At 69.4% G+C, this 19,577-nt stretch carries 32 protein-coding genes; 29 read left to right on the plus strand and 3 right to left on the minus strand.

Going from position 1 to position 19,577, the window contains the following annotated elements; all coding sequences use genetic code 11:
- Window positions 1-4: 4 nt before the first annotated feature.
- The 3 genes from H7827_RS17955 to H7827_RS17965 are packed head-to-tail and all read right to left on the minus strand — an operon-like array spanning window position 5 to window position 2,427.
- On the minus strand, window positions 5-934 hold the full coding sequence (locus H7827_RS17955) for an alpha/beta fold hydrolase (RefSeq protein ID WP_432746498.1): 930 nt from the start codon (window positions 932-934) through the stop codon (window positions 5-7).
- A 12-nt stretch (window positions 935-946) separates the two neighbouring features.
- Window positions 947-2,194 (minus strand): beta-ketoacyl-[acyl-carrier-protein] synthase family protein, encoded by a 1,248-nt coding sequence (locus tag H7827_RS17960; RefSeq protein WP_432746500.1) that lies wholly within the window; start codon window positions 2,192-2,194, stop codon window positions 947-949.
- Window positions 2,194-2,427: an acyl carrier protein gene (locus tag H7827_RS17965; protein WP_030736316.1), complete on the minus strand. Its 234-nt coding sequence runs from the start codon at window positions 2,425-2,427 to the stop codon at window positions 2,194-2,196. The genes H7827_RS17960 and H7827_RS17965 overlap by 1 nt, the downstream gene beginning before the upstream one ends.
- Window positions 2,428-2,554: 127 nt before the next feature.
- Here H7827_RS17965 and H7827_RS17970 point away from each other — a divergent pair, with 127 nt between their 5' ends.
- From H7827_RS17970 to infA, 29 genes are all read left to right on the plus strand, one after another.
- Window positions 2,555-3,604: a sensor histidine kinase gene (locus H7827_RS17970; protein WP_234306951.1), complete on the plus strand. Its 1,050-nt coding sequence runs from the start codon at window positions 2,555-2,557 to the stop codon at window positions 3,602-3,604.
- Complete coding sequence (locus H7827_RS17975; RefSeq protein ID WP_432746502.1) at window positions 3,601-4,341, plus strand: LytR/AlgR family response regulator transcription factor; 741 nt, start codon at window positions 3,601-3,603, stop codon at window positions 4,339-4,341. Before H7827_RS17970 ends, H7827_RS17975 begins: the two co-directional genes overlap by 4 nt.
- A gap of 25 nt (window positions 4,342-4,366) precedes the next feature.
- Window positions 4,367-4,702, plus strand: coding sequence for a hypothetical protein (locus tag H7827_RS17980; RefSeq protein ID WP_432746504.1), 336 nt, complete (start codon window positions 4,367-4,369; stop codon window positions 4,700-4,702).
- Window positions 4,699-6,174 (plus strand): cation acetate symporter, encoded by a 1,476-nt coding sequence (locus H7827_RS17985; protein WP_386540307.1) that lies wholly within the window; start codon window positions 4,699-4,701, stop codon window positions 6,172-6,174. The genes H7827_RS17980 and H7827_RS17985 overlap by 4 nt, the downstream gene beginning before the upstream one ends.
- A 344-nt stretch (window positions 6,175-6,518) precedes the next feature.
- Entirely contained in the window at window positions 6,519-6,827 is a 309-nt protein-coding gene (gene rpsJ, locus H7827_RS17990; RefSeq protein ID WP_016473429.1) for a 30S ribosomal protein S10, read from the plus strand.
- Window positions 6,828-6,841: 14 nt separating this feature from the next.
- Window positions 6,842-7,486: a 50S ribosomal protein L3 gene (gene rplC, locus H7827_RS17995; protein ID WP_030736306.1), complete on the plus strand. Its 645-nt coding sequence runs from the start codon at window positions 6,842-6,844 to the stop codon at window positions 7,484-7,486.
- Between the two features lie 9 nt (window positions 7,487-7,495).
- Window positions 7,496-8,161, plus strand: coding sequence for a 50S ribosomal protein L4 (gene rplD, locus H7827_RS18000; protein ID WP_030736304.1), 666 nt, complete (start codon window positions 7,496-7,498; stop codon window positions 8,159-8,161).
- Complete coding sequence (rplW, locus tag H7827_RS18005) at window positions 8,161-8,493, plus strand: 50S ribosomal protein L23 (RefSeq protein ID WP_030736301.1); 333 nt, start codon at window positions 8,161-8,163, stop codon at window positions 8,491-8,493. The genes rplD and rplW overlap by 1 nt, the downstream gene beginning before the upstream one ends.
- Window positions 8,494-8,532: 39 nt before the next feature.
- Entirely contained in the window at window positions 8,533-9,369 is an 837-nt protein-coding gene (rplB, locus tag H7827_RS18010) for a 50S ribosomal protein L2 (RefSeq protein ID WP_030736298.1), read from the plus strand.
- Between the two features lie 14 nt (window positions 9,370-9,383).
- Entirely contained in the window at window positions 9,384-9,665 is a 282-nt protein-coding gene (gene rpsS, locus H7827_RS18015; RefSeq protein WP_030736295.1) for a 30S ribosomal protein S19, read from the plus strand.
- Window positions 9,666-9,706: 41 nt separating this feature from the next.
- The gene (rplV, locus tag H7827_RS18020) at window positions 9,707-10,054 is read left to right on the plus strand and encodes a 50S ribosomal protein L22 (RefSeq protein ID WP_030736292.1); all 348 of its coding nucleotides are present in this window, start codon (window positions 9,707-9,709) and stop codon (window positions 10,052-10,054) included.
- A complete protein-coding gene (gene rpsC, locus H7827_RS18025) occupies window positions 10,054-10,893 on the plus strand; it encodes a 30S ribosomal protein S3 (protein ID WP_030736289.1) in 840 nt (279 codons plus the stop codon). The genes rplV and rpsC overlap by 1 nt, the downstream gene beginning before the upstream one ends.
- A gap of 5 nt (window positions 10,894-10,898) precedes the next feature.
- The gene (gene rplP / locus H7827_RS18030; protein WP_030736286.1) at window positions 10,899-11,318 is read left to right on the plus strand and encodes a 50S ribosomal protein L16; all 420 of its coding nucleotides are present in this window, start codon (window positions 10,899-10,901) and stop codon (window positions 11,316-11,318) included.
- Window positions 11,318-11,554 (plus strand): 50S ribosomal protein L29, encoded by a 237-nt coding sequence (gene rpmC, locus H7827_RS18035; RefSeq protein WP_030736283.1) that lies wholly within the window; start codon window positions 11,318-11,320, stop codon window positions 11,552-11,554. The genes rplP and rpmC overlap by 1 nt, the downstream gene beginning before the upstream one ends.
- Window positions 11,554-11,850 (plus strand): 30S ribosomal protein S17, encoded by a 297-nt coding sequence (rpsQ, locus tag H7827_RS18040; RefSeq protein ID WP_019433423.1) that lies wholly within the window; start codon window positions 11,554-11,556, stop codon window positions 11,848-11,850. Before rpmC ends, rpsQ begins: the two co-directional genes overlap by 1 nt.
- Before the next feature lie 2 nt (window positions 11,851-11,852).
- A complete protein-coding gene (gene rplN / locus H7827_RS18045) occupies window positions 11,853-12,221 on the plus strand; it encodes a 50S ribosomal protein L14 (RefSeq protein ID WP_019433424.1) in 369 nt (122 codons plus the stop codon).
- Window positions 12,222-12,224: 3 nt separating this feature from the next.
- On the plus strand, window positions 12,225-12,548 hold the full coding sequence (rplX, locus tag H7827_RS18050) for a 50S ribosomal protein L24 (protein ID WP_030736281.1): 324 nt from the start codon (window positions 12,225-12,227) through the stop codon (window positions 12,546-12,548).
- The gene (gene rplE, locus H7827_RS18055) at window positions 12,548-13,114 is read left to right on the plus strand and encodes a 50S ribosomal protein L5 (RefSeq protein ID WP_030736278.1); all 567 of its coding nucleotides are present in this window, start codon (window positions 12,548-12,550) and stop codon (window positions 13,112-13,114) included. Before rplX ends, rplE begins: the two co-directional genes overlap by 1 nt.
- Before the next feature lie 3 nt (window positions 13,115-13,117).
- The gene (locus tag H7827_RS18060) at window positions 13,118-13,303 is read left to right on the plus strand and encodes a type Z 30S ribosomal protein S14 (RefSeq protein WP_030736275.1); all 186 of its coding nucleotides are present in this window, start codon (window positions 13,118-13,120) and stop codon (window positions 13,301-13,303) included.
- A 96-nt stretch (window positions 13,304-13,399) separates the two neighbouring features.
- Window positions 13,400-13,798: a 30S ribosomal protein S8 gene (gene rpsH, locus H7827_RS18065; protein WP_432746511.1), complete on the plus strand. Its 399-nt coding sequence runs from the start codon at window positions 13,400-13,402 to the stop codon at window positions 13,796-13,798.
- Window positions 13,799-13,817: 19 nt separating this feature from the next.
- The gene (gene rplF / locus H7827_RS18070) at window positions 13,818-14,357 is read left to right on the plus strand and encodes a 50S ribosomal protein L6 (RefSeq protein WP_030736271.1); all 540 of its coding nucleotides are present in this window, start codon (window positions 13,818-13,820) and stop codon (window positions 14,355-14,357) included.
- Between the two features lie 3 nt (window positions 14,358-14,360).
- On the plus strand, window positions 14,361-14,744 hold the full coding sequence (gene rplR / locus H7827_RS18075) for a 50S ribosomal protein L18 (RefSeq protein WP_386541068.1): 384 nt from the start codon (window positions 14,361-14,363) through the stop codon (window positions 14,742-14,744).
- Window positions 14,745-14,781: 37 nt separating this feature from the next.
- Window positions 14,782-15,384 carry a 30S ribosomal protein S5 gene (rpsE, locus tag H7827_RS18080; protein WP_016473411.1) on the plus strand — a complete coding sequence of 201 codons (603 nt, stop codon included), beginning with the start codon at window positions 14,782-14,784 and terminating at the stop codon, window positions 15,382-15,384.
- Window positions 15,384-15,566, plus strand: coding sequence for a 50S ribosomal protein L30 (gene rpmD / locus H7827_RS18085; protein ID WP_030736265.1), 183 nt, complete (start codon window positions 15,384-15,386; stop codon window positions 15,564-15,566). Before rpsE ends, rpmD begins: the two co-directional genes overlap by 1 nt.
- A gap of 1 nt (window position 15,567) precedes the next feature.
- Complete coding sequence (gene rplO, locus H7827_RS18090) at window positions 15,568-16,035, plus strand: 50S ribosomal protein L15 (protein WP_386541065.1); 468 nt, start codon at window positions 15,568-15,570, stop codon at window positions 16,033-16,035.
- A 211-nt stretch (window positions 16,036-16,246) separates the two neighbouring features.
- Window positions 16,247-17,572: a preprotein translocase subunit SecY gene (secY, locus tag H7827_RS18095; protein WP_200366524.1), complete on the plus strand. Its 1,326-nt coding sequence runs from the start codon at window positions 16,247-16,249 to the stop codon at window positions 17,570-17,572.
- Entirely contained in the window at window positions 17,572-18,231 is a 660-nt protein-coding gene (locus H7827_RS18100) for an adenylate kinase (RefSeq protein WP_030736256.1), read from the plus strand. The genes secY and H7827_RS18100 overlap by 1 nt, the downstream gene beginning before the upstream one ends.
- Before the next feature lie 138 nt (window positions 18,232-18,369).
- Window positions 18,370-19,206 (plus strand): type I methionyl aminopeptidase, encoded by an 837-nt coding sequence (gene map / locus H7827_RS18105; RefSeq protein WP_030736253.1) that lies wholly within the window; start codon window positions 18,370-18,372, stop codon window positions 19,204-19,206.
- A gap of 148 nt (window positions 19,207-19,354) precedes the next feature.
- Window positions 19,355-19,576 (plus strand): translation initiation factor IF-1, encoded by a 222-nt coding sequence (gene infA, locus H7827_RS18110; protein WP_003948620.1) that lies wholly within the window; start codon window positions 19,355-19,357, stop codon window positions 19,574-19,576.
- Window position 19,577 lies beyond the last annotated feature (1 nt).

Here is a 19,577-nt window from a genome sequence, read left to right on the forward strand (position 1 = left end):
GTGCTCAGCGGCGGCCCGCCCCGGACGGTACGGGGGCGGGCCGCTCGCCGTGCTCGCGCGGCACCCGGCGCAGGCACGGGGCGTCGGCGAGCGGGCGGTCGGTGAAGAAGCGGGCCGCCAGGTCGGCGGTGTCCCGGGCGCGTTCCAGCACCACCCAGTGGTCGGCGTCCGGGATGGTGAGAAAGCGGCGGGCGCCGATCCGCTCGGCGAAGGCCCGCTGCCGCTCCGCCGAGGTGACCGTGTCGTGCTCACCGCTGAAGACCAGCGTCGGGACGCCGGTGGGGCCGCCGGAGAAGTCGGCCGGCTCGGTCAGGGCGCGCCGCAGCGACTCCCCCAGATGCGGAGAGTGCCGGGCGGTGTGCAGCAGGGACCGCCGTACGTAGCGGTAGGCCAGCGCCCGCCGCGTGACGTGCCGGCTCTCGTCCAGGCACAGCATCACGGCCGCGGTCTGCTCGGCGAACGACTCCGCGTCCCCGCGCGCCAGGGACCACTGGGCCCGCCGCACCGCCCGCACCAGCGCGTCACCGATGTGCGCCGGGACACCGCCCAGCATCATGCGCGCCACCCGGTGCGGAAAGCGCCGCGCGCAGCCGTGGGCCAGGCCCGCCCCGTAGGAGAAGCCGAAGACGTTGACCCGCTCGTAGCGCAGATCGTCCAGGATGCCCTCCAGCGCCCGGCACAGCAGGTCGTGGCTGGGCCCGGGCGGCAGCGGTGCCGCGCCGCCCATGCCGGGCAGGTCCGCGGTCACCACGTCGGCCACCGGCCCCAGGACGTTCTCCAGCTGCTGCCAGCCGCCCATCCCCTGCAGCGCCCCGCCGATGACCAGGACGGGCTGGGTACGGGCGCCGGAGCCGTCGTGGCCGGAACGCCGCAGCAGCCGGTAGGTGTACGGGACGCCGCTCACCGTCAGGGAGCGGATCACCTCGTCGGGCATGGGTGCTCCCGGTCAGTCACGGGTCAGGACGAGCGCGGCGTTGTGGCCCCCGAAGCCGAGCGAGGTCTTCACCGCGCACCGCAGATGGGCCCGGCGGGCGGCGCCGCGGACCAGGTCGAGGCCGGGCGGGAGCCCGGGGTCGGGCGTCGCGAGATTGACGGTCGGGGGAACCGTCTGCTCCTCCAGGGCCAGGACGGTCAGCGCGGTCTCGATGCCGCCCGCGGCGCCCAGGGTGTGCCCGGTGACGGCCTTGGTGGAGGTCACCAGCGGCCGGTCGCCCAGCACCCGGGACAGGGCGTGGCCCTCGATGAGGTCGTTCAGCACCGTGGAGGTGCCGTGCGCGTTCACATGGTCCACGTCGGCGCCCGCCAGGTCCGCGTCCGCCAGCGCGGTGCGCAGGGCCCGCTCGATGCCCGCGCCCTCCGGGTCGGGGGCCACCACCGAGCAGGCGTCGGAGGAGGCGCCGTAGCCCCGTACCACGGCGCGTACGGCGGCCCCGCGCGCCCGCGCGTGCTCGGGGCGCTCCAGCACCAGCAGCCCCGCCCCCTCGCCCACCACAAACCCGTCCCGGTCCGCGTCGAAGGGGCGGCAGGCCGTGGCCGGGTCCGAGCGCCGGGTCGAGACCGCCCTCAGCCGGCAGGCGCTGGCGATCAGCAGCCGGGAGAGCACCGACTCGGCACCGCCGGCGATGACGATGTCGCAGGCGCCCGAGCGCAGCATCTGGTGCGCGGTGCCCAGCGCCACGGTGCCCGAGGAGCACGCGGTGGACACGGCCAGGCTGGGGCCCAGCGCCCCCAGGTCCGCGACCACGCCGGAGGCCGCGCCGTTGACCACGGTCAGCGGCGCCAGCTTGGGCGACACCCGCCGGGTGCCACGGGAGGCCAGGACGGTGTGCTGCTCGTCGTAGAACGGCAGACCGCCGTGCGCGGAGCCGATGACCACGGCGACCCTGGCACCGTCCCACGCGGCCGGGTCCAGACCGGCGTCGGCCACCGCCTCGCGGGCGGCGATCACCGCCAGCTGCGTGAAGCGGTCCATCAGCCGCAGCGCCGCCGTCCCGAGCACCGCGGCCGGGTCCAGGCCGGTGTTCAGGTACATGAAGTCGCAGGGCAGCTCGGCCAGCTCGGGAGGCCGCCGAACGCCCTCCGGAGGCGCCCCGCCGGTCACCGCGTGCCACGTCGCCTTCGCCCCCGCACCGGCCGCGGTCACCAGGCCGAGCCCCGTGACCGCCGCCTCGAACGGCGGCTGCCGGCCCGGCATCAGGCGACGGCTTCCTGCCCGACGACGGCGACCAGTCTCCCCACGGTGTCGCGCGGCGTCAGCTCCACCGTCTCCAGATCGATGTCCAGCCGGTCCTCGATCAGCAGGCGCAGCTCCTCCAGGGCGAGGGAATCCAGGCCGAGCGCGGCGAGCGGCGTCTCGTCGCCGATTCTGGCCGCGGCGACCCCGAATCGCTGAACCAGCAGCTGGCTCACCACATCTGTTGCGATCAAGAAACTCTCCCGCGTCCGCCGAGGGTGCTGCATACGACCGTTCAACGAGCGGGCCGCGACATGGAAACGGATGAGGGGGGCGCACGAGCCTTCAGCAGGCGTACGGGGCTGGGTTAGCGTGCCAGCCATGGTGCGATGGCGCAGGTGGGGCCGGGGGGTGGCGGGGGGCGATGTGGTGCGGGTGCTGGAGGGCGTACGGGGGGTCGACTCCGGGCTGCGCGACGGCCTGTACGGGCGGGGGACCGGGCGCGCCGTGCGGCGGCTGCGCGGGCTGCTGGGCGCCGAGGTGGTGGTGCTCGCCGACCTCGACGGACCGGTGGCCTCCGCCGGGACGGCGGGGGAGGGGGTGCGGGAGGTCCTCGCGCTCGCGTACGAGCAGGGCGGCGCCGTCCAGCGCGGTCCGTGGGCGGCGGTGCCCCTGCTGGTGGCCGGGGAACTGTCGGGGGCGCTGGTGATGCGCGGCGGCGCGGAGGAAGCGCTCGCCCCGGTGGGCGCGCTGGTGGCGCGCTCCCTCGACCACGCCGCGCTGCGCCGCGCCCGGGGCCGGATAGCCCAGGCCGATCTGCGCACGCTGCGCGCCCAGATCTCGCCGCACTTCCTGCACAACGCGCTGGCCGTCATCGGGGCCCGGATCCGCACCGAGCCGGAGCGGGCCAGGGAGTTGCTGCACGACTTCGCCGACTACCTGCGCTACAGCTTCGCCGTCCGGGGCGACTACGCCACCGTCGCCGACGAGTTGCAGGCCGTACAGACCTATCTCGAACTCCAGCGCGCCCGGTTCGACGACCGGATGGAACTCATGGTGCGGATGGCCCCCGACATCCTCGCCGTCGCCATCCCCTTCCTGGTGATCCAGCCGCTGGTCGAGAACGCCGTACGGCACGGCCTGGAACCCAAGACCGGCACCGGCGGCATATCGGTCTCCGGATTCGCCGAGGGACCGCTGTGCGTCATCGAGGTGGAGGACGACGGGGTGGGGATGGATCCGGAGTTCGCCCAGGGGGTACTGGCCGGGACCGGCCCGCCCAGCCGCAGCGTCGGGCTCGCCAACGTCGACCAGCGGCTGCGGGCCGTCTACGGCGCCGAGTACGGCCTCGTCATCGAGACCGCCCCCGGCAACGGCACCAAGGTCGTGGTCCGGGTGCCCCGGTTCCGCCGCGGGGTGGTGACCGGATGACCGGGCGGCAGGGGCTGCGGGTGCTGGTCGTGGAGGACGAGGGCGCCACCCGGCGCGAGCTGGTCCAGGTGCTGCACACAGTCGAGGGGGTCGACGACGTCCTGGCCGCGGACAGCGGGGAGACCGCCGTCCGGCTGCTGGGCACCGAGGGGTTCGACGCGGTCTTCCTCGACGTCTCCATGCCGGGGCTCAGCGGCGTCGAGGTGGGCCGGGTGCTCAACATGCTCTCCGAGCCGCCCGTCCTCGTCTTCGTCACCGCCTCCGAGGCGCACCGCGAAGAGGCCGGGGAGATGGGCGCCGTCGACTATCTGCTCAAGCCGGTGCGCGACGAGCGGCTGGCCGAGGCCGTCGCCCGGGTCCGCGCCGCCCGGGTGCCCGAGCCGGCCGCCGACGAGCTCGCGGTGGTGCGGATCGACACCGGACGGCACATCTTCTTCGTGCGGCGCGACGACGTCTACTTCGTGGAGGCGCACGGCGACTACGTACGGCTGCACACCGGCGGCGGAGTGCATCTGATCCGGCTGGCGCTCTCCCACCTGGAGTCCGTGTGGGGCCCGGCCGGCTTCGTACGGGTGCACCGCGGCTACCTCGTCGCGATCCACTGGGTGCGCGACCTGCGGGCCGGTTCCTCCTCCGGGCTGCTGGCGCACACCCCGGCCGGGGACGTACCGGTGAGCCGCCGGCACGCCCGCGCGCTCAAGGAGCGGCTGCTGTCGGCCGTGCGGGAGGGTTCGTGAGCGCGGACGCGAACGGGGCCGGCCGGTGAGCGGCGGTGGCCGGGTGCGGGTCACCAGTCCGCAGACCCGGGTCGCCCTGGCCCGCAGGCACCGGCCCGCCCAGCATCTGCTGCCGCTGCCCTCCCCGGACTCCGAGGCGGACACCGAGGCCGCCCGCGCGCTCTTCCGGCGGCAGCGGCGGCTCGCCCTGCGGACCGTGCTCCTGCTCGGCGGCCTGCTGTCCGGGCTCTCCGGGCTGCTGTGGCTGCTGCCCGCCCCACTGTCCTGGGTGGTGCTCATGGGCGGCAGCTACCCGCTGCTGCTGGTGATCGCCGTGCTGCACGTACGGGCCGCCGAGCGCATCGAGGATCGCGCGCCGTGATCTCGCTGCTCGCCATCTCGCTGCTCTTCCTGAGCAGTGTGGTCATCGGGGTGTACGGGGTGCGGGCGGCCCGCAGCACCCCCGACTTCCTCGTCGCCTCCCAGCAGATCAGCCCCGGCTGGAACGCCATGGCGATCGCCGGTGAGTACGTCTCGGCCGCCTCCGTGCTGGGCCTGGCCGGGCTGATGCTGAAGAACGGCGTCGGCTCGCTGTGGTGGGCGGTCGGCTTCACCGCCGGGTACGTCGCGGTCGCCGCCCTGGTGGCCGGGCCGATGCGGCGCTCGGGCGCGTACACGGTGCCCGACTTCGCCGACTACCGGCTGGGCTCGCGGGCGATCCGCAAACTGTGCGCCCTGATCGTGCTGGTGATCATGTGGCTGTATCTGATCCCGCAGTTCAAGGGCGCCGGGGTGGTGCTGCACCTGGTGAGCGGGACGCCGTACTGGGTGGGGGTGGTGCTCGCCGGGGTGGTCGTCAGCTCCTCCATCGCGGTGGGCGGGATGCGGGCGGCCACCTATGTGCAGGCGTTCCACTACGTGGTGAAGCTCGTCTTCATCGCGGTGCCCGCGCTGGTGCTGCTGGTACGCGCGGGGGAGCCGGGGCGCGAGCTTGCCCTGCGGGTGGACGCCGGCACCTGGTCCCGGCCGCTGCTGGACATCCACAACTCGGGCCAGCCGCTGCTCGCCACCTGGTCGGTGCTGCTGGCGACCACGCTGGGCGCGGTCGGACTACCGCATGTGATCATGCGGTTCCACACCAGCGCCACCGCCCGGATCGCCCGCCGGGTGGCGGTGGGGGTCATCGTCCTGCTGGGGCTCTTCTATCTCTTCCCCGCCGTGTACGGGCTGCTGGGCCGGGTGTTCGCGGCCGAGTTGATCACCGAGGGGCACACCGACCAGGTCACCGTCGTGCTGCCGGGCGCCATGGTGCCCGGCCAGTGGGGCGCGGTGCTCACCGCGCTGGTGGCGGCGGGGGCGTTCGCCGCCGTCCTGTCCACCTCCTCGGGGCTGCTGCTGGCCCTGGCCGGCGGGCTCTCGCACGATCTGTCGCGCTCCTCGGTGCCCCGGCTGCGGCTGGCGGTGGCGGCGGGGGCGCTGGTCGCGGTGGGCCTGTCGCTGCCCGCCGAGCGGGTCGACATCAATGTGCTGGTCGGCTGGGCGTTCGCGGTGGCGGCCTCCACCTTCTGCCCGCTGCTGGTGCTGGGGATATGGTGGCGCGGGCTGACCGTGCCCGGTGCCGCCGCCGGTCTGGTGGCCGGGGTGTGCGCCGCGACCGGCGCCGCGCTGGCCTCCGTGCTCACCGGGCCGCACCCCGGCTGGCTGACCGTGCTGCTGGCGCAGCCGGCCGCCTGGACCGTACCGCTGGCGTTCGCCGTCATGGCGGGTGTCTCGCTGCTGACGAAGCCGCCCGAGTGGGCCGAACGCGCCGTGCTGCGGCTGCACATACCACAGCGGGCCCCCGGGGACGGTTGAGCGACCCCGCGCGATTGGCGAGGGGAGTGTCCGGTATGGCACACTGAGCAGGTTGCTCGGCCCGGAGCCGATGCCGCGCGCCTCCCGCCGGGAGGACCGGAAGCGAGTCCCACTGTATTCGTCGCGCCCGTTGAGGTGCGGAAATACCGGGATCTTCCGGGAAGCGTGGGCGGGGGTCCGGCCAGGCACCTGGTGGAAGTCATCCCCACCCTCCTCCCCGGAGAAACCTTCGTGGTTGATTCACGCGAGGAGCGCGACACACCCGACCGCGTGGGTCGGGGCGGGGGAGCGCGGAAGCCAGGTTCCAGGGCGTTAAACGATAGAGACAGGACTACGAAGTAGCCATGGCGGGACAGAAGATCCGCATCCGGCTCAAGGCCTACGACCACGAGGTCATCGACAACTCGGCGAAGAAGATCGTCGAGACGGTGACCCGCACTGGTGCGTCGGTCGCGGGCCCGGTGCCGCTGCCCACTGAGAAGAACGTGTACTGCGTCATCAAGTCGCCGCACAAGTACAAGGACTCGCGCGAGCACTTCGAGATGCGCACCCACAAGCGTCTGATCGACATCCTCGACCCGACCCCCAAGACCGTTGACTCGCTGATGCGCCTGGACCTTCCGGCCGGCGTCGACATCGAGATCAAGCTCTGAGAGGCGCGGGAGAGATGACCAAGCAGATCAAGGGTGTCCTGGGCGAGAAGCTCGGCATGACCCAGGTCTGGGACGAGAACAACCGTGTCGTCCCGGTGACCGTCGTCAAGGCCGGACCCTGCATCGTCACCCAGGTGCGCACCAACGACAGGGACGGCTACGAAGCCGTCCAGATCGCGTTCGGCGAGATCGACCCGCGCAAGGTGAACCGCCCCCTCAAGGGCCACTTCGCCAAGGCCGATGTCACCCCGCGCCGCCACCTGGTCGAGCTGCGGACCGCTGACGCCGCCGAGTACACCCTGGGCCAGGAGATCACGGCCGAGGCGTTCGACTCCGGCGTCAAGGTCGATGTGACCGGCAAGAGCAAGGGCAAGGGCTTCGCCGGCGTTATGAAGCGCCACGGCTTCGCCGGTCTCGGCGCCTCGCACGGCACGCAGCGCAAGCACCGCTCGCCCGGCTCCATCGGTGGCTGCGCCACCCCGGGTCGTGTCTTCAAGGGCCTGCGCATGGCGGGCCGGATGGGCAACGAGCGGGTCACCACCCAGAACCTGACCGTCCACGCCGTTGACGCGGAGAAGGGGCTGCTGCTCATCAAGGGCGCGGTTCCCGGTCCGAACGGCGGCCTCGTCCTGGTCCGCACCGCGGCCAAGGGGGCCTGAGGGTAACCAATGAGCACCGTTGACATTCTTTCGCCCGCCGGCGAGAAGACCGGTACCGTCGAGCTCCCCGCGGAGATCTTCGACGCCAAGGTCAGCATTCCGCTGATCCACCAGGTCGTCATCGCCCAGCAGGCCGCGGCCCGACAGGGTACGCACAAGACCAAGACGCGCGGCGAAGTCCGCGGCGGTGGCAAGAAGCCTTACCGCCAGAAGGGCACCGGCCGCGCCCGCCAGGGTTCGACCCGTGCGCCGCAGTTCGCCGGCGGTGGCGTCGTCCACGGCCCCGTGCCGCGCGACTACAGCCAGCGGACCCCGAAGAAGATGAAGGCCGCCGCCCTGCGCGGTGCCCTCTCGGACCGGGCCCGCCACGAGCGCATTCACGTCGTGACCGGCGTGATCGCCGAGGGTCTGATCTCCACCAAGGCGGTCAAGACCCTGCTCGGCAAGATCAGCGACCGCAAGAAGGTCCTGCTGGTCATCGAGCGCTCGGACGAGGCCGGCTGGCTGGCCGCCCGCAACCTGCCCCAGGTGCACATCCTGGACCCGGGTCAGCTGAACACGTACGACGTGGTCGACTCCGACGATGTCGTCTTCACCAAGGCCGCCTTCGACCGTTTCGTGGCCGGCGAGGCCAAGGTGACGTTCGACAAGCAGCTCGAAGGGAGCGACGCCTGATGAGCGACGCGATCGCCACCCCGGTCAGCAGCAAGGAGTTCTCGGACCCCCGCGATCTTCTGATCAAGCCGGTGGTGTCGGAGAAGAGCTACGCGCTCCTCGATGAGAACAAGTACACGTTCATCGTCGACCCGCGCGCCAACAAGACCCAGATCAAGCAGGCCGTCGAAGAGGTCTTCTCGGTCAAGGTCACCGGGGTCAACACGATCAACCGGCAGGGCAAGCGCAAGCGCACCCGCACCGGTTACGGCAAGCGCGCGAACACCAAGCGCGCCATCGTGACCCTCGCCGAGGGCGACAGCATCGACATCTTCGGCGGCCCGGTCTCCTAGCGGAGGCCGAGTCGTCCGATATCGGACGAGGACTGAGAAATGGGAATCCGCAAGTACAAGCCGACGACTCCGGGCCGTCGTGGCGCCAGTGTCGCCGACTTCGTCGAGATCACGCGGTCCACGCCGGAGAAGTCGCTGGTCCGCCCGCTGCACAGCAAGGGCGGCCGTAACAACGCCGGTCGTGTGACCGTCCGCCACCAGGGTGGCGGCCACAAGCGTGCCTACCGCCTGATCGACTTCCGTCGGCACGACAAGGACGGTGTGCCGGCCAAGGTCGCGCACATCGAGTACGACCCCAACCGCACCGCCCGTATCGCCCTCCTGCACTACGCGGACGGCGAGAAGCGGTACATCATCGCCCCCGCGCACCTCAAGCAGGGTGACCGGATTGAGAACGGCCCCGGTGCCGACATCAAGCCCGGCAACAACCTGCCGCTGCGCAACATCCCGGTCGGTACGGTCATCCACGCCATCGAGCTGCAGCCCGGTGGCGGTGCGAAGTTCGCCCGCTCCGCCGGTGCCTCCGTGCAGCTGCTGGCGAAGGAGGGGCGCATGGCGCACCTCCGGATGCCCTCCGGTGAGATCCGGCTGGTCGACATCCGCTGCCGCGCCACTGTTGGTGAGGTCGGCAACGCCGAGCAGTCGAACATCAACTGGGGCAAGGCCGGCCGTATGCGCTGGAAGGGCGTTCGCCCGACCGTCCGCGGTGTGGTGATGAACCCCGTTGACCACCCCCACGGTGGTGGCGAGGGCCGGACCTCGGGTGGTCGCCACCCGGTTTCGCCCTGGGGCAAGAAGGAAGGTCGTACGCGCTCGCCGAAGAAGGCCAGCAACAAGTACATCGTCCGCCGCCGCAAGACGAACAAGAAGCGCTAGGAGCTGGCGAGAACATGCCGCGCAGTCTCAAGAAGGGGCCCTTCGTCGACGACCACCTGATCAAGAAGGTGGACACGCAGAACGAAGCAGGCACCAAGAACGTCATCAAGACCTGGTCTCGCCGCTCGATGATCATCCCGGCCATGCTGGGGCACACCATCGCGGTGCACGACGGCCGCAAGCACGTCCCGGTGTTCGTCACCGAGTCGATGGTCGGCCACAAGCTCGGCGAGTTCGCGCCGACGCGCACCTTCCGGGGCCACGTCAAGGACGACCGGAAGTCGCGCCGCCGCTGAGGCGGGCGTGAATGACCATGACCGACACCGAAGGGACAACCATGGACGCCATGGCCCGTGCGCGGCACATCCGCGTCACGCCCATGAAGGCCCGCCGGGTGGTGGACCTCATCCGTGGGCTCAATGCCGCGGAGGCTCAGGCGATCCTGCGCTTTGCGCCGCAGGCCGCGAGCGTGCCGGTGGGGAAGGTGCTCGACAGCGCCATCGCCAACGCCGCGCACAACTACGACCACACGGACATCGACAGCCTCTACATCAGTGAGGCGTACGTCGACGAGGGTCCGACCCTGAAGCGGTTCCAGCCGCGCGCTCAGGGCCGGGCCTACCGGATCCGTAAGCGGACCAGCCACATCACCGTGGTCGTCAGCAGCAAGGAAGGGACCCGGTAATGGGCCAGAAGGTAAACCCGCATGGGTTCCGCCTCGGCATCACAACCGACTTCAAGTCGCGCTGGTACGCCGACAAGCTTTACAAGGACTACGTCAAGGAAGACGTCGCCATCCGCCGCATGCTCACCCAGGGCATGGAGCGGGCCGGCATCTCCAAGGTGGAGATCGAGCGCACCCGTGACCGGGTCCGCGTCGACGTCCACACCGCCCGCCCGGGCATCGTCATCGGCCGCCGCGGCGCCGAGGCCGACCGCCTGCGGGGCAACCTGGAGAAGCTGACCGGCAAGCAGATCCAGTTCAACATCCTCGAGGTCAAGAACCCCGAGCTGGACGCCCAGCTGGTGGCCCAGGCGGTCGCCGAGCAGCTGTCCTCCCGTGTCTCCTTCCGCCGTGCGATGCGCAAGTCGATGCAGAGCACGATGAAGGCCGGCGCCAAGGGCATCAAGATCCAGTGCGGTGGCCGTCTCGGCGGCGCCGAGATGTCCCGCTCCGAGTTCTACCGCGAGGGCCGGGTTCCCCTGCACACCCTGCGCGCGAACGTGGACTACGGCTTCTTCGAGGCCCGTACCACCTTTGGTCGCATCGGCGTGAAGGTCTGGATCTACAAGGGCGACGTCAAGAACATCGCCGAGGTCCGCGCGGAGAACGCCGCCGCCCGGGCGGGCAACCGCCCGTCGCGCGGTGGTGGCGCCGGCGACCGTCCCGCGCGGGGTGGTCGTGGCGAGCGTGGTGGCCGCGGCCGCAAGCCGCAGCAGCAGAGCGCCGGTGCCGAGGCTCCCAAGGCCGAGGCTCCCGCCGCTGCCGCTCCGGCTGCCGAGAGCACCGGAACGGAGGGCTGACCGTCATGCTGATCCCCCGCAGGGTCAAGCACCGCAAGCAGCACCACCCGAAGCGCTCGGGTATGGCCAAGGGTGGTACCGAGGTGGCATTCGGCGAGTACGGCATCCAGGCCGTCACCGCCGCGTACGTCACCAACCGGCAGATCGAGGCCGCACGTATCTCGATGACCCGGCACATCAAGCGTGGCGGAAAGGTGTGGATCAACATCTACCCCGACCGCCCGCTGACCAAGAAGCCCGCCGAGACCCGCATGGGTTCCGGTAAGGGTTCGCCGGAGTGGTGGGTCGCGAACGTCAAGCCCGGACGGGTGATGTTCGAGCTGTCCTACCCCAACGAGAAGATTGCTCGTGAGGCGCTGATCCGCGCTGCTCACAAGCTTCCGATGAAGTGCCGGATCGTTCGGCGCGAGGCAGGTGAGGCGTGATGGCGACCGGAACCAAGGTTTCGGAGCTGCGCGAGCTGAACAGCGAGGAACTCGTTGGGAAGCTGCGTGAGGCCAAGGAGGAGCTGTTCCGGCTCCGCTTCCAGTCGGCGACCGGACAGCTGGAGAACAACAGCCGGCTCAAGGCCGTCCGCAAGGACATCGCCCGGATCTACACGCTGATGCGCGAGCGCGAGCTCGGCATCGAGGCCTCGGTGGAGACGGTGGAGAGCGCCTGATGAGTGAGAAGAATGTGACTGAGACGACCCCGACCTCCGAGGCGGAGCGCGGCCGGCGGAAGACCCGTGAGGGTCTGGTCGTCAGCGACAAGATGGACAAGACCGTCGTTGTCGCTGTTGAGGACCGCGTCAAGCACGCGCTCTACGGCAAGATCATCCGCCGGACCAACAAGCTCAAGGCGCACGACGAGCAGAATGCCGCAGGCATCGGTGACCGCGTGCTCCTGATGGAGACCCGGCCGCTGTCCGCCACCAAGCGGTGGCGCGTCGTCGAGATCCTAGAGAAGGCGAAGTAACCATGATCCAGCAGGAGTCGCGACTGCGCGTCGCCGACAACACGGGCGCGAAGGAAATCCTTTGCATCCGCGTTCTCGGTGGCTCGGGTCGCCGCTACGCGGGCATCGGGGACGTCATTGTCGCCACCGTCAAGGACGCGATCCCCGGTGGCAACGTGAAGAAGGGTGACGTCGTCAAGGCCGTCATCGTGCGCGCCGTCAAGGAGCGCCGGCGTCCGGATGGCTCGTACATCCGCTTCGACGAGAACGCCGCCGTCATTCTGAAGAACGACGGTGACCCCCGCGGCACCCGTATCTTCGGCCCGGTCGGCCGTGAGCTGCGCGAGAAGAAGTTCATGAAGATCATCTCCCTCGCGCCGGAGGTGCTGTAACCGATGAAGATCAAGAAGGGCGACCTGGTCCAGGTCATCACCGGAAAGGACAAGGGCAAGCAGGGCAAGGTCATCGTGGCCTTCCCCCGCGAGGACCGGGTCCTGGTCGAGGGTGTCAACCGGGTCAAGAAGCACACGAAGGCCGGTCAGACGGCTCGTGGGTCGAAGACCGGCGGCATCGTGACGACCGAAGCCCCGATTCACGTGAGCAATGTTCAGCTCATCGTGGAGAAGGACGGCAAGAAGGTCGTCACCCGTGTCGGCTACCGCTTCGACGACGAGGGCAACAAGATCCGCGTTGCCCGGCGAACCGGTGAGGACATCTGATGACTGCCACTGCCACCACCGCGATCCCGCGTCTGAAGACGCGCTACCGCGAAGAGATCGCCGGCAAGCTGCACGAGCAGTTCTCCTACGAGAACGTCATGCAGATCCCGGGCCTGACCAAGATCGTGGTCAACATGGGTGTGGGCGACGCCGCCCGCGACTCCAAGCTGATCGAGGGCGCCATCCGCGACCTCGCCACGATCACCGGCCAGAAGCCTTCCGTCACCAAGGCCCGCAAGTCCATCGCGCAGTTCAAGCTGCGTGAGGGCCAGCCGATCGGCGCGCACACCACGCTGCGCGGTGACCGGATGTGGGAGTTCCTGGACCGTCTGCTGTCGCTGGCGCTGCCGCGCATCCGCGACTTCCGGGGCCTGTCCCCGAAGCAGTTCGACGGCCGGGGCAACTACACCTTCGGTCTGACCGAGCAGGTCATGTTCCACGAGATCGACCCGGACAAGATCGACCGGGTCCGGGGCATGGACATCACCGTGGTGACCACGGCGACCACCGACGAGGAGGGCCGCGCCCTGCTGCGTCACCTCGGTTTCCCGTTCAAGGAGGCGTGAGCCATGGCGAAGAAGGCCCTGATCCAGAAGGCCGGGCGCAAGCCGAAGTTCGCGGTGCGCGGTTACACCCGTTGCCAGCGCTGCGGACGGCCGCACTCCGTGTACCGCAAGTTCGGCCTGTGCCGCGTGTGCCTTCGCGAGATGGCGCACCGCGGCGAACTGCCGGGCGTCACCAAGAGCTCCTGGTAATCACTACTACGCCGTAGGTCTTTGGGGCCGGCCCCGTACACATCCGTACGGGGCGGCCCCGGAGAAACCCCGGTGAGAGAGGCCGAAGGCCGTCTCATGACCATGACCGACCCCATCGCAGACATGCTGACTCGTCTGCGGAACGCCAACTCGGCGTACCACGACACCGTCGTGATGCCGCAGAGCAAGATCAAGACCCACATCGCGGAGATCCTCCAGCAGGAGGGCTACATCACCGGCTGGAAGACCGAGGAGGCCCCCGTGGGCCAGGCCCTCGTGCTCGAGCTGAAGTACGGCCCGAACCGCGAGCGTTCGATCGCCGGCATCAAGCGGATCTCGAAGCCGGGCCTGCGGGTCTACGCGAAGTCCACCAACCTGCCCCGCGTGCTGGGTGGCCTGGGCGTGGCGATCATCTCCACGTCCAACGGTCTCCTGACCGGTCAGCAGGCTCAGAAGAAGGGCGTGGGTGGGGAAGTCCTCGCCTACGTCTGGTAACGGAAGGGAACGGATAGCCATGTCGCGTATCGGCAAGCTCCCCATCCAGGTTCCCGCCGGTGTGGACGTCACCATCGACGGCCGTACGGTTGCGGTGAAGGGCCCCAAGGGTTCCCTCTCGCACACGGTCGCCGCGCCTATCGATGTCGAGCGGAGCGAGGACGGCACCATCGTCGTCTCCCGCCCGAACGACGAGAACCGGAACAAGTCCCTGCACGGCCTGTCCCGCACGCTGGTGGCGAACCTGATCATCGGCGTGACCGATGGGTACAGCAAGGACCTCGAAATCAGCGGTGTCGGTTACCGCGTGGCCGCGAAGGGCTCCAACCTGGAGTTCTCCCTCGGCTACAGCCACCCGATCCTGGTCGAGGCTCCCGAGGGCATCACCTTCAAGGTGGACTCGCCCACGAAGCTCAGTGTTCAGGGGATCGACAAGCAGAAGGTCGGCGAGGTCGCCGCGAAGATCCGCAAGCTGCGCAAGCCCGACCCGTACAAGGCCAAGGGCGTCAAGTACGCGGGCGAGGTCATCCGCCGCAAGGTCGGAAAGGCTGGTAAGTAAGCCATGGCATACGGCATCAAGATCGCCAAGGGCGATGCCCGTAAGCGTACGGCGAACAAGCGGCGTCACCTGCGGATCCGCAAGAAGGTCTCCGGCACCGCCGTGCGTCCGCGCCTGGTCGTGACCCGCTCGAACCGTCACATGGTGGCCCAGGTCATCGACGACATCGAGGGTCACACGCTGGCGTCGGCCTCCTCCCTGGATGTCTCCATCCGCGGGAACGAGGGCGACAAGAGCGACAAGGCCAAGAAGGTCGGTGCGCTGGTCGCCGAGCGGGCCAAGGCCGCGGGCATCGACGCCGTGGTCTTCGACCGTGGCGGCAACAGGTACGCCGGGCGCGTGGCCGCGCTCGCGGACGCCGCCCGTGAGGCGGGGCTCAAGTTCTGAGCCGGTTCCGTCGACTGATTCGAGAGAGGTAATTCCAATGGCTGGACCCCAGCGCCGCGGTGGCGGCGCCGGTGGCGGCGAGCGACGGGACCGTAAGGGTCGGGACGGTGGCGCTGCCGCCGAGAAGACCGCGTACGTCGAGCGTGTCGTCGCGATCAACCGCGTCGCCAAGGTTGTGAAGGGTGGTCGTCGCTTCAGCTTCACCGCGCTGGTCGTGGTGGGCGACGGTGACGGCACCGTGGGTGTCGGTTACGGCAAGGCCAAGGAGGTGCCGGCCGCCATCGCCAAGGGTGTGGAGGAGGCCAAGAAGCACTTCTTCAAGGTCCCCCGTATCCAGGGCACCATTCCGCACCCGATCCAGGGTGAGGAGGCCGCGGGTGTCGTACTGCTCAAGCCGGCGTCCCCCGGTACCGGTGTGATCGCCGGTGGCCCGGTGCGCGCCGTGCTGGAGTGCGCGGGCATCCACGACGTGCTGAGCAAGTCGCTCGGTTCGTCGAACCCGATCAACATCGTGCACGCCACGGTGGCCGCTCTGCGGGGCCTGCAGCGCCCCGAGGAGATCGCCGCCCGCCGTGGTCTGCCGCTGGAGGACGTGGCTCCCGCCGCTCTGCTGCGGGCCCGTGCCGGGGTGAGTGCGTAATGGCGCAGCTGAAGATCACCCAGGTCAAGTCCTACATCGGCAGCAAGCAGAACCACCGGGACACGCTGCGCTCGCTGGGCCTGAAGCGGATCAACGACGTGGTCGTCAAGGACGACCGCCCGGAGTTCCGCGGCATGCTCCGCTCGGTGCGTCACCTGGTGACGGTCGAGGAGGTCAACTGACATGGCGCAGGAAGAGAACAGCGGCACGCCGCTGAAGCTGCACCACCTGCGGCCCGCGCCGGGCGCCAAGACCACCAAGATCCGCGTGGGTCGTGGTGAGGCGTCCAAGGGCAAGACCGCCGGTCGCGGTACCAAGGGCACCAAGGCCCGGTACCAGGTGCGGGCGGGCTTCGAGGGCGGGCAGCTGCCGCTGTACATGCGGCTGCCCAAGCTCAAGGGCTTCAACAACCCGAACCACAAGCAGTTCCAGGTCGTCAACCTGGAGAAGCTGGCGCAGTTGTACCCCGAGGGTGGCGACGTGACCGTCGCCGACCTCGTGGCCAAGGGCGCGGTGCGGAAGAACGAGCTGGTGAAGGTCCTCGGCTCCGGTGACATCTCGGTGGCGCTGACGGTGACGGTCGACGCCGTTTCCGGCTCCGCCAAGGAGAAGATCACCGCGGCCGGCGGCACCGTGACCGAGCTTCTCTGAGCCGCATGAAGTGCGAGTGACCGGGGATGCCTGAACGAGGCATCCCCGGTCAGTCGTTCCGGCCTGGCGCATCCGCCGGTAAGGTGGCGTGCGTTGCCGTCAACCGGGGCCGACCGCTGCCCGGCGGGCAGCGGAGTTTGTGCCCAGTTTCTATCCGTTGACCTTCAAGACCATCCCTCTCGCGCGCGCCGCGGGGGGCGCAGGAGGAACCGTGCTCACCGCGTTCGCCCGGGCGTTCCGGACGCCTGACCTGCGCAAGAAGCTGCTCTTCACACTCGGCATCGTGGTGCTGTTCCGCTTCGGACAGCACGTTCCGGTTCCCGGCGTCAGTTTCCAGAACGTCCAGCAGTGTGTGGACGAGGCCCAGGCCGGCGGGGCCGGTTCCGGGCTGTTCGGTCTGGTGAACATGTTCAGTGGTGGCGCTCTGCTCCAGCTGACCATCTTTGCGCTCGGCATCATGCCGTACATCACCGCGAGCATCATTCTGCAGCTGCTTGTCGTCGTGATCCCCCGCCTCGAGGCCCTGAAGAAGGAGGGGCAGTCGGGGCAGGCCAAGATCACCCAGTACACGCGTTATCTGACGATGGCCCTGGCGGTGCTCCAGGCGACCGGTCTGGTCGCCACCGCCCGCTCCGGCACCCTCTTCCCCAACTGCACGGTCGCGGGTGACATCATCCCCTCCGACTCCATCTTCACCACGGTGATCATGGTGATCGCCCTCACCTCGGCCACCGCGCTGATCATGTGGATGGGTGAGCTGATCACCGACCGCGGCATCGGCAACGGCATGTCGATGCTGATGTTCGTCTCCATCGCGGCCGGCTTCCCGTCGGCGCTGTGGCAGATCAAGCTCTCCGGCACGCTGGCGGACGGCTGGATCGAGTTCGGTGTCGTGGTGGCCTGTGGTCTGGCCATGGTCGGCCTGGTCGTCTTCGTCGAGCTGGCCCAGCGCCGGATCCCGGTGCAGTACGCGAAGCGCATGATCGGCCGCCGCTCGTACGGCGGCACCTCCACGTACATCCCGCTCAAGGTCAACCAGGCCGGTGTCATCCCGGTGATCTTCGCGTCCTCGCTGCTGTACATCCCGCAGCTGCTGGTGCAGTTCGCCGGTGCGGACGCCGGGGGCTGGGCGGACTGGGTGCAGCGGTACTTCACCGGTGGTGACCACCCGTACTACATCGTCACCTACTTCCTGCTGATCGTCTTCTTCGCGTTCTTCTACGTGGCCATCACCTTCAACCCCGAAGACGTGGCCGAAAACATGAAGAAGTATGGTGGTTTCATCCCGGGTATCCGGGCTGGCCGGCCCACGGTCGAATACCTGAGCTATGTGCTGAACCGCATCACGTGGCCCGGGGCGATGTACCTGGGTCTGATCGCGCTCGTGCCGACGGTGGCACTGGTGATGTTCAACGCCCAGCAGGACTTCCCCTTCGGTGGCACATCCATCCTGATCATCGTGGGTGTCGGCCTGGAAACGGTGCGGCAGATCGAGAGCCAGCTCCACCAGCGCAATTACGAAGGGTTCCTCCGCTGATGCGAATCGTCCTCGTCGGACCGCCGGGCGCGGGCAAGGGCACGCAGGCCGCGCTCCTCGCCGAACGTCTTGGCATTCCGCACGTCTCGACCGGAAACCTGTTCAGGGACAACATCAGCCAGGGCACGGAGCTGGGCCGCGAGGTCCAGCAGATCCTGCGCGAGGGTGGTCTGGTCCCGGACGAGGTGACCATCGCGATGGCGGCGGACCGGCTGGCTCAGCCGGACGCCGGGGACGGTTTTCTGCTGGACGGCTTCCCCCGCAACATCGCCCAGGCGCAGGCGCTGGACGAGCTGCTGGGCGAGGGCGGGCACAAGCTCACCGCCGTGCTCGACCTGGAGGTTCCCGAGGACGAGGTGGTCAAGCGGATCGCCGGCCGCCGGATGTGCCGCAAGAACAGCGGGCACGTCTTCCACGTGGAGTACGCGCCGCCGGCCGTCCCCGGTGTCTGCGACGTGTGCGGCGGCGAGCTGTACCAGCGCGACGACGACCAGGAGGACACGGTCCGGCACCGCCTGGAGCTGTACCACCAGGAGACCGAGCCGATCATCGGCTACTACCGGGAGCAGGGCCTCGTGGTGACCATCGCGGCCCTGGGCCCGGTACCGGAGATCACGCAGCGCGCGCTGGCCGCGCTGCCGGAAGCGGACGCCGCGTAGCGCGGCGCGTACGGGGCGTGTCCCCGCCGTTGTGACGGCCGCAGCGACCGCCTTGGGGCGGGCGCTGCGGCCGTACTGTGGGAGGGGCCCGGTGTGGGCCGCCCCGATCCGCCCGAAGCGAAGATGAGGGAAACCCCGATGGTGGAGATCAAGACCCCCGAGCAGATCGCCAAGATGCGCGCGGCCGGGCTGGTGGTGGCGGAGATCCACCGCAGGTGCGCGGCGGCGGCGGTGCCGGGGGCCTCCACGGCCGAGTTGGACGAGATCGCGGCGGCCACGCTGCGCGAGCACGGCGCCAAGCCGAACTTCCTGGGGTACGGGGGCTTCACCGGCAACATCTGCACCTCGGTGAACGATGTCGTGGTGCACGGGATCCCGGGGCCCGGGACGGTGCTGGCGTCCGGCGACATCATCTCCATCGACGCCGGCGCGGTGGTCGACGGCTGGCACGGGGACGCGGCGCTGACCGTGTTCGTGGGCGAGGGCCACTCCGCCGAGGTGCGGGAGCTGGACCGGGTGACCGAGGCGTCCCTGTGGGCGGGCATCGCGGCGGTGCGCAAGGGCGGCAGGCTGGTCGACATCTCCAAGGCGATCGAGGGGTACATCCGGCGGCAGCCGCGTCCCTCCTCGGGCAAGTACGGGATCGTCGAGGAGTACGGCGGGCACGGCATCGGCTCCGAGATGCACATGGACCCGCATGTGCTCAACTACGTGGAGCGACGGCGCGGGCGCGGGCCGAAGCTGGTGCCCGGGATGTGCCTGGCGATCGAGCCGATGATCTCCCTGGGAACCGCGAAGACGCACGTGCTGGACGACGAGTGGACCGTCAAGACGAACGACGGCAGCTGGGCGGCGCACTGGGAGCACTCGGTGGCGCTCACCGAGGAGGGGCCGCTGGTGCTGACGGCGCCGGACGGTGGCCGGGCGCGACTGGCCGAGCTGGGCGTTCAGGCCGCCCCTGACCCATTGGCGTGATCCGGCGGCGTAATGATCTCCGATCCGGGGAAAAGATCATGGATTCGTCTTTTCGGGTGGGGTGCCGTAGAGTGATAGGTCGGTCCTGGTGCACCCATGCGTTCAGGGCTGTCCAGGTAGCCGATCCCGGAAGGTGAAGCGCTCAAGTATGGCCAAAAAACAAGGGGCCATCGAGATCGAGGGCACTGTTGTCGAGTCCCTGCCGAACGCGATGTTCAAGGTAGAGCTCCAGAACGGGCATCAGGTCCTCGCGCACATCAGCGGCAAGATGCGGATGCACTACATCCGTATTCTTCCCGACGACCGGGTCGTGGTGGAGCTTTCTCCCTACGACCTGACCCGCGGGCGGATCGTCTACCGCTACAAGTAAA

Source organism: Streptomyces sp. JH002, assembly GCF_050916115.1.
GTDB classification, from domain to species: Bacteria; Actinomycetota; Actinomycetes; order Streptomycetales; family Streptomycetaceae; genus Streptomyces; species Streptomyces xiamenensis.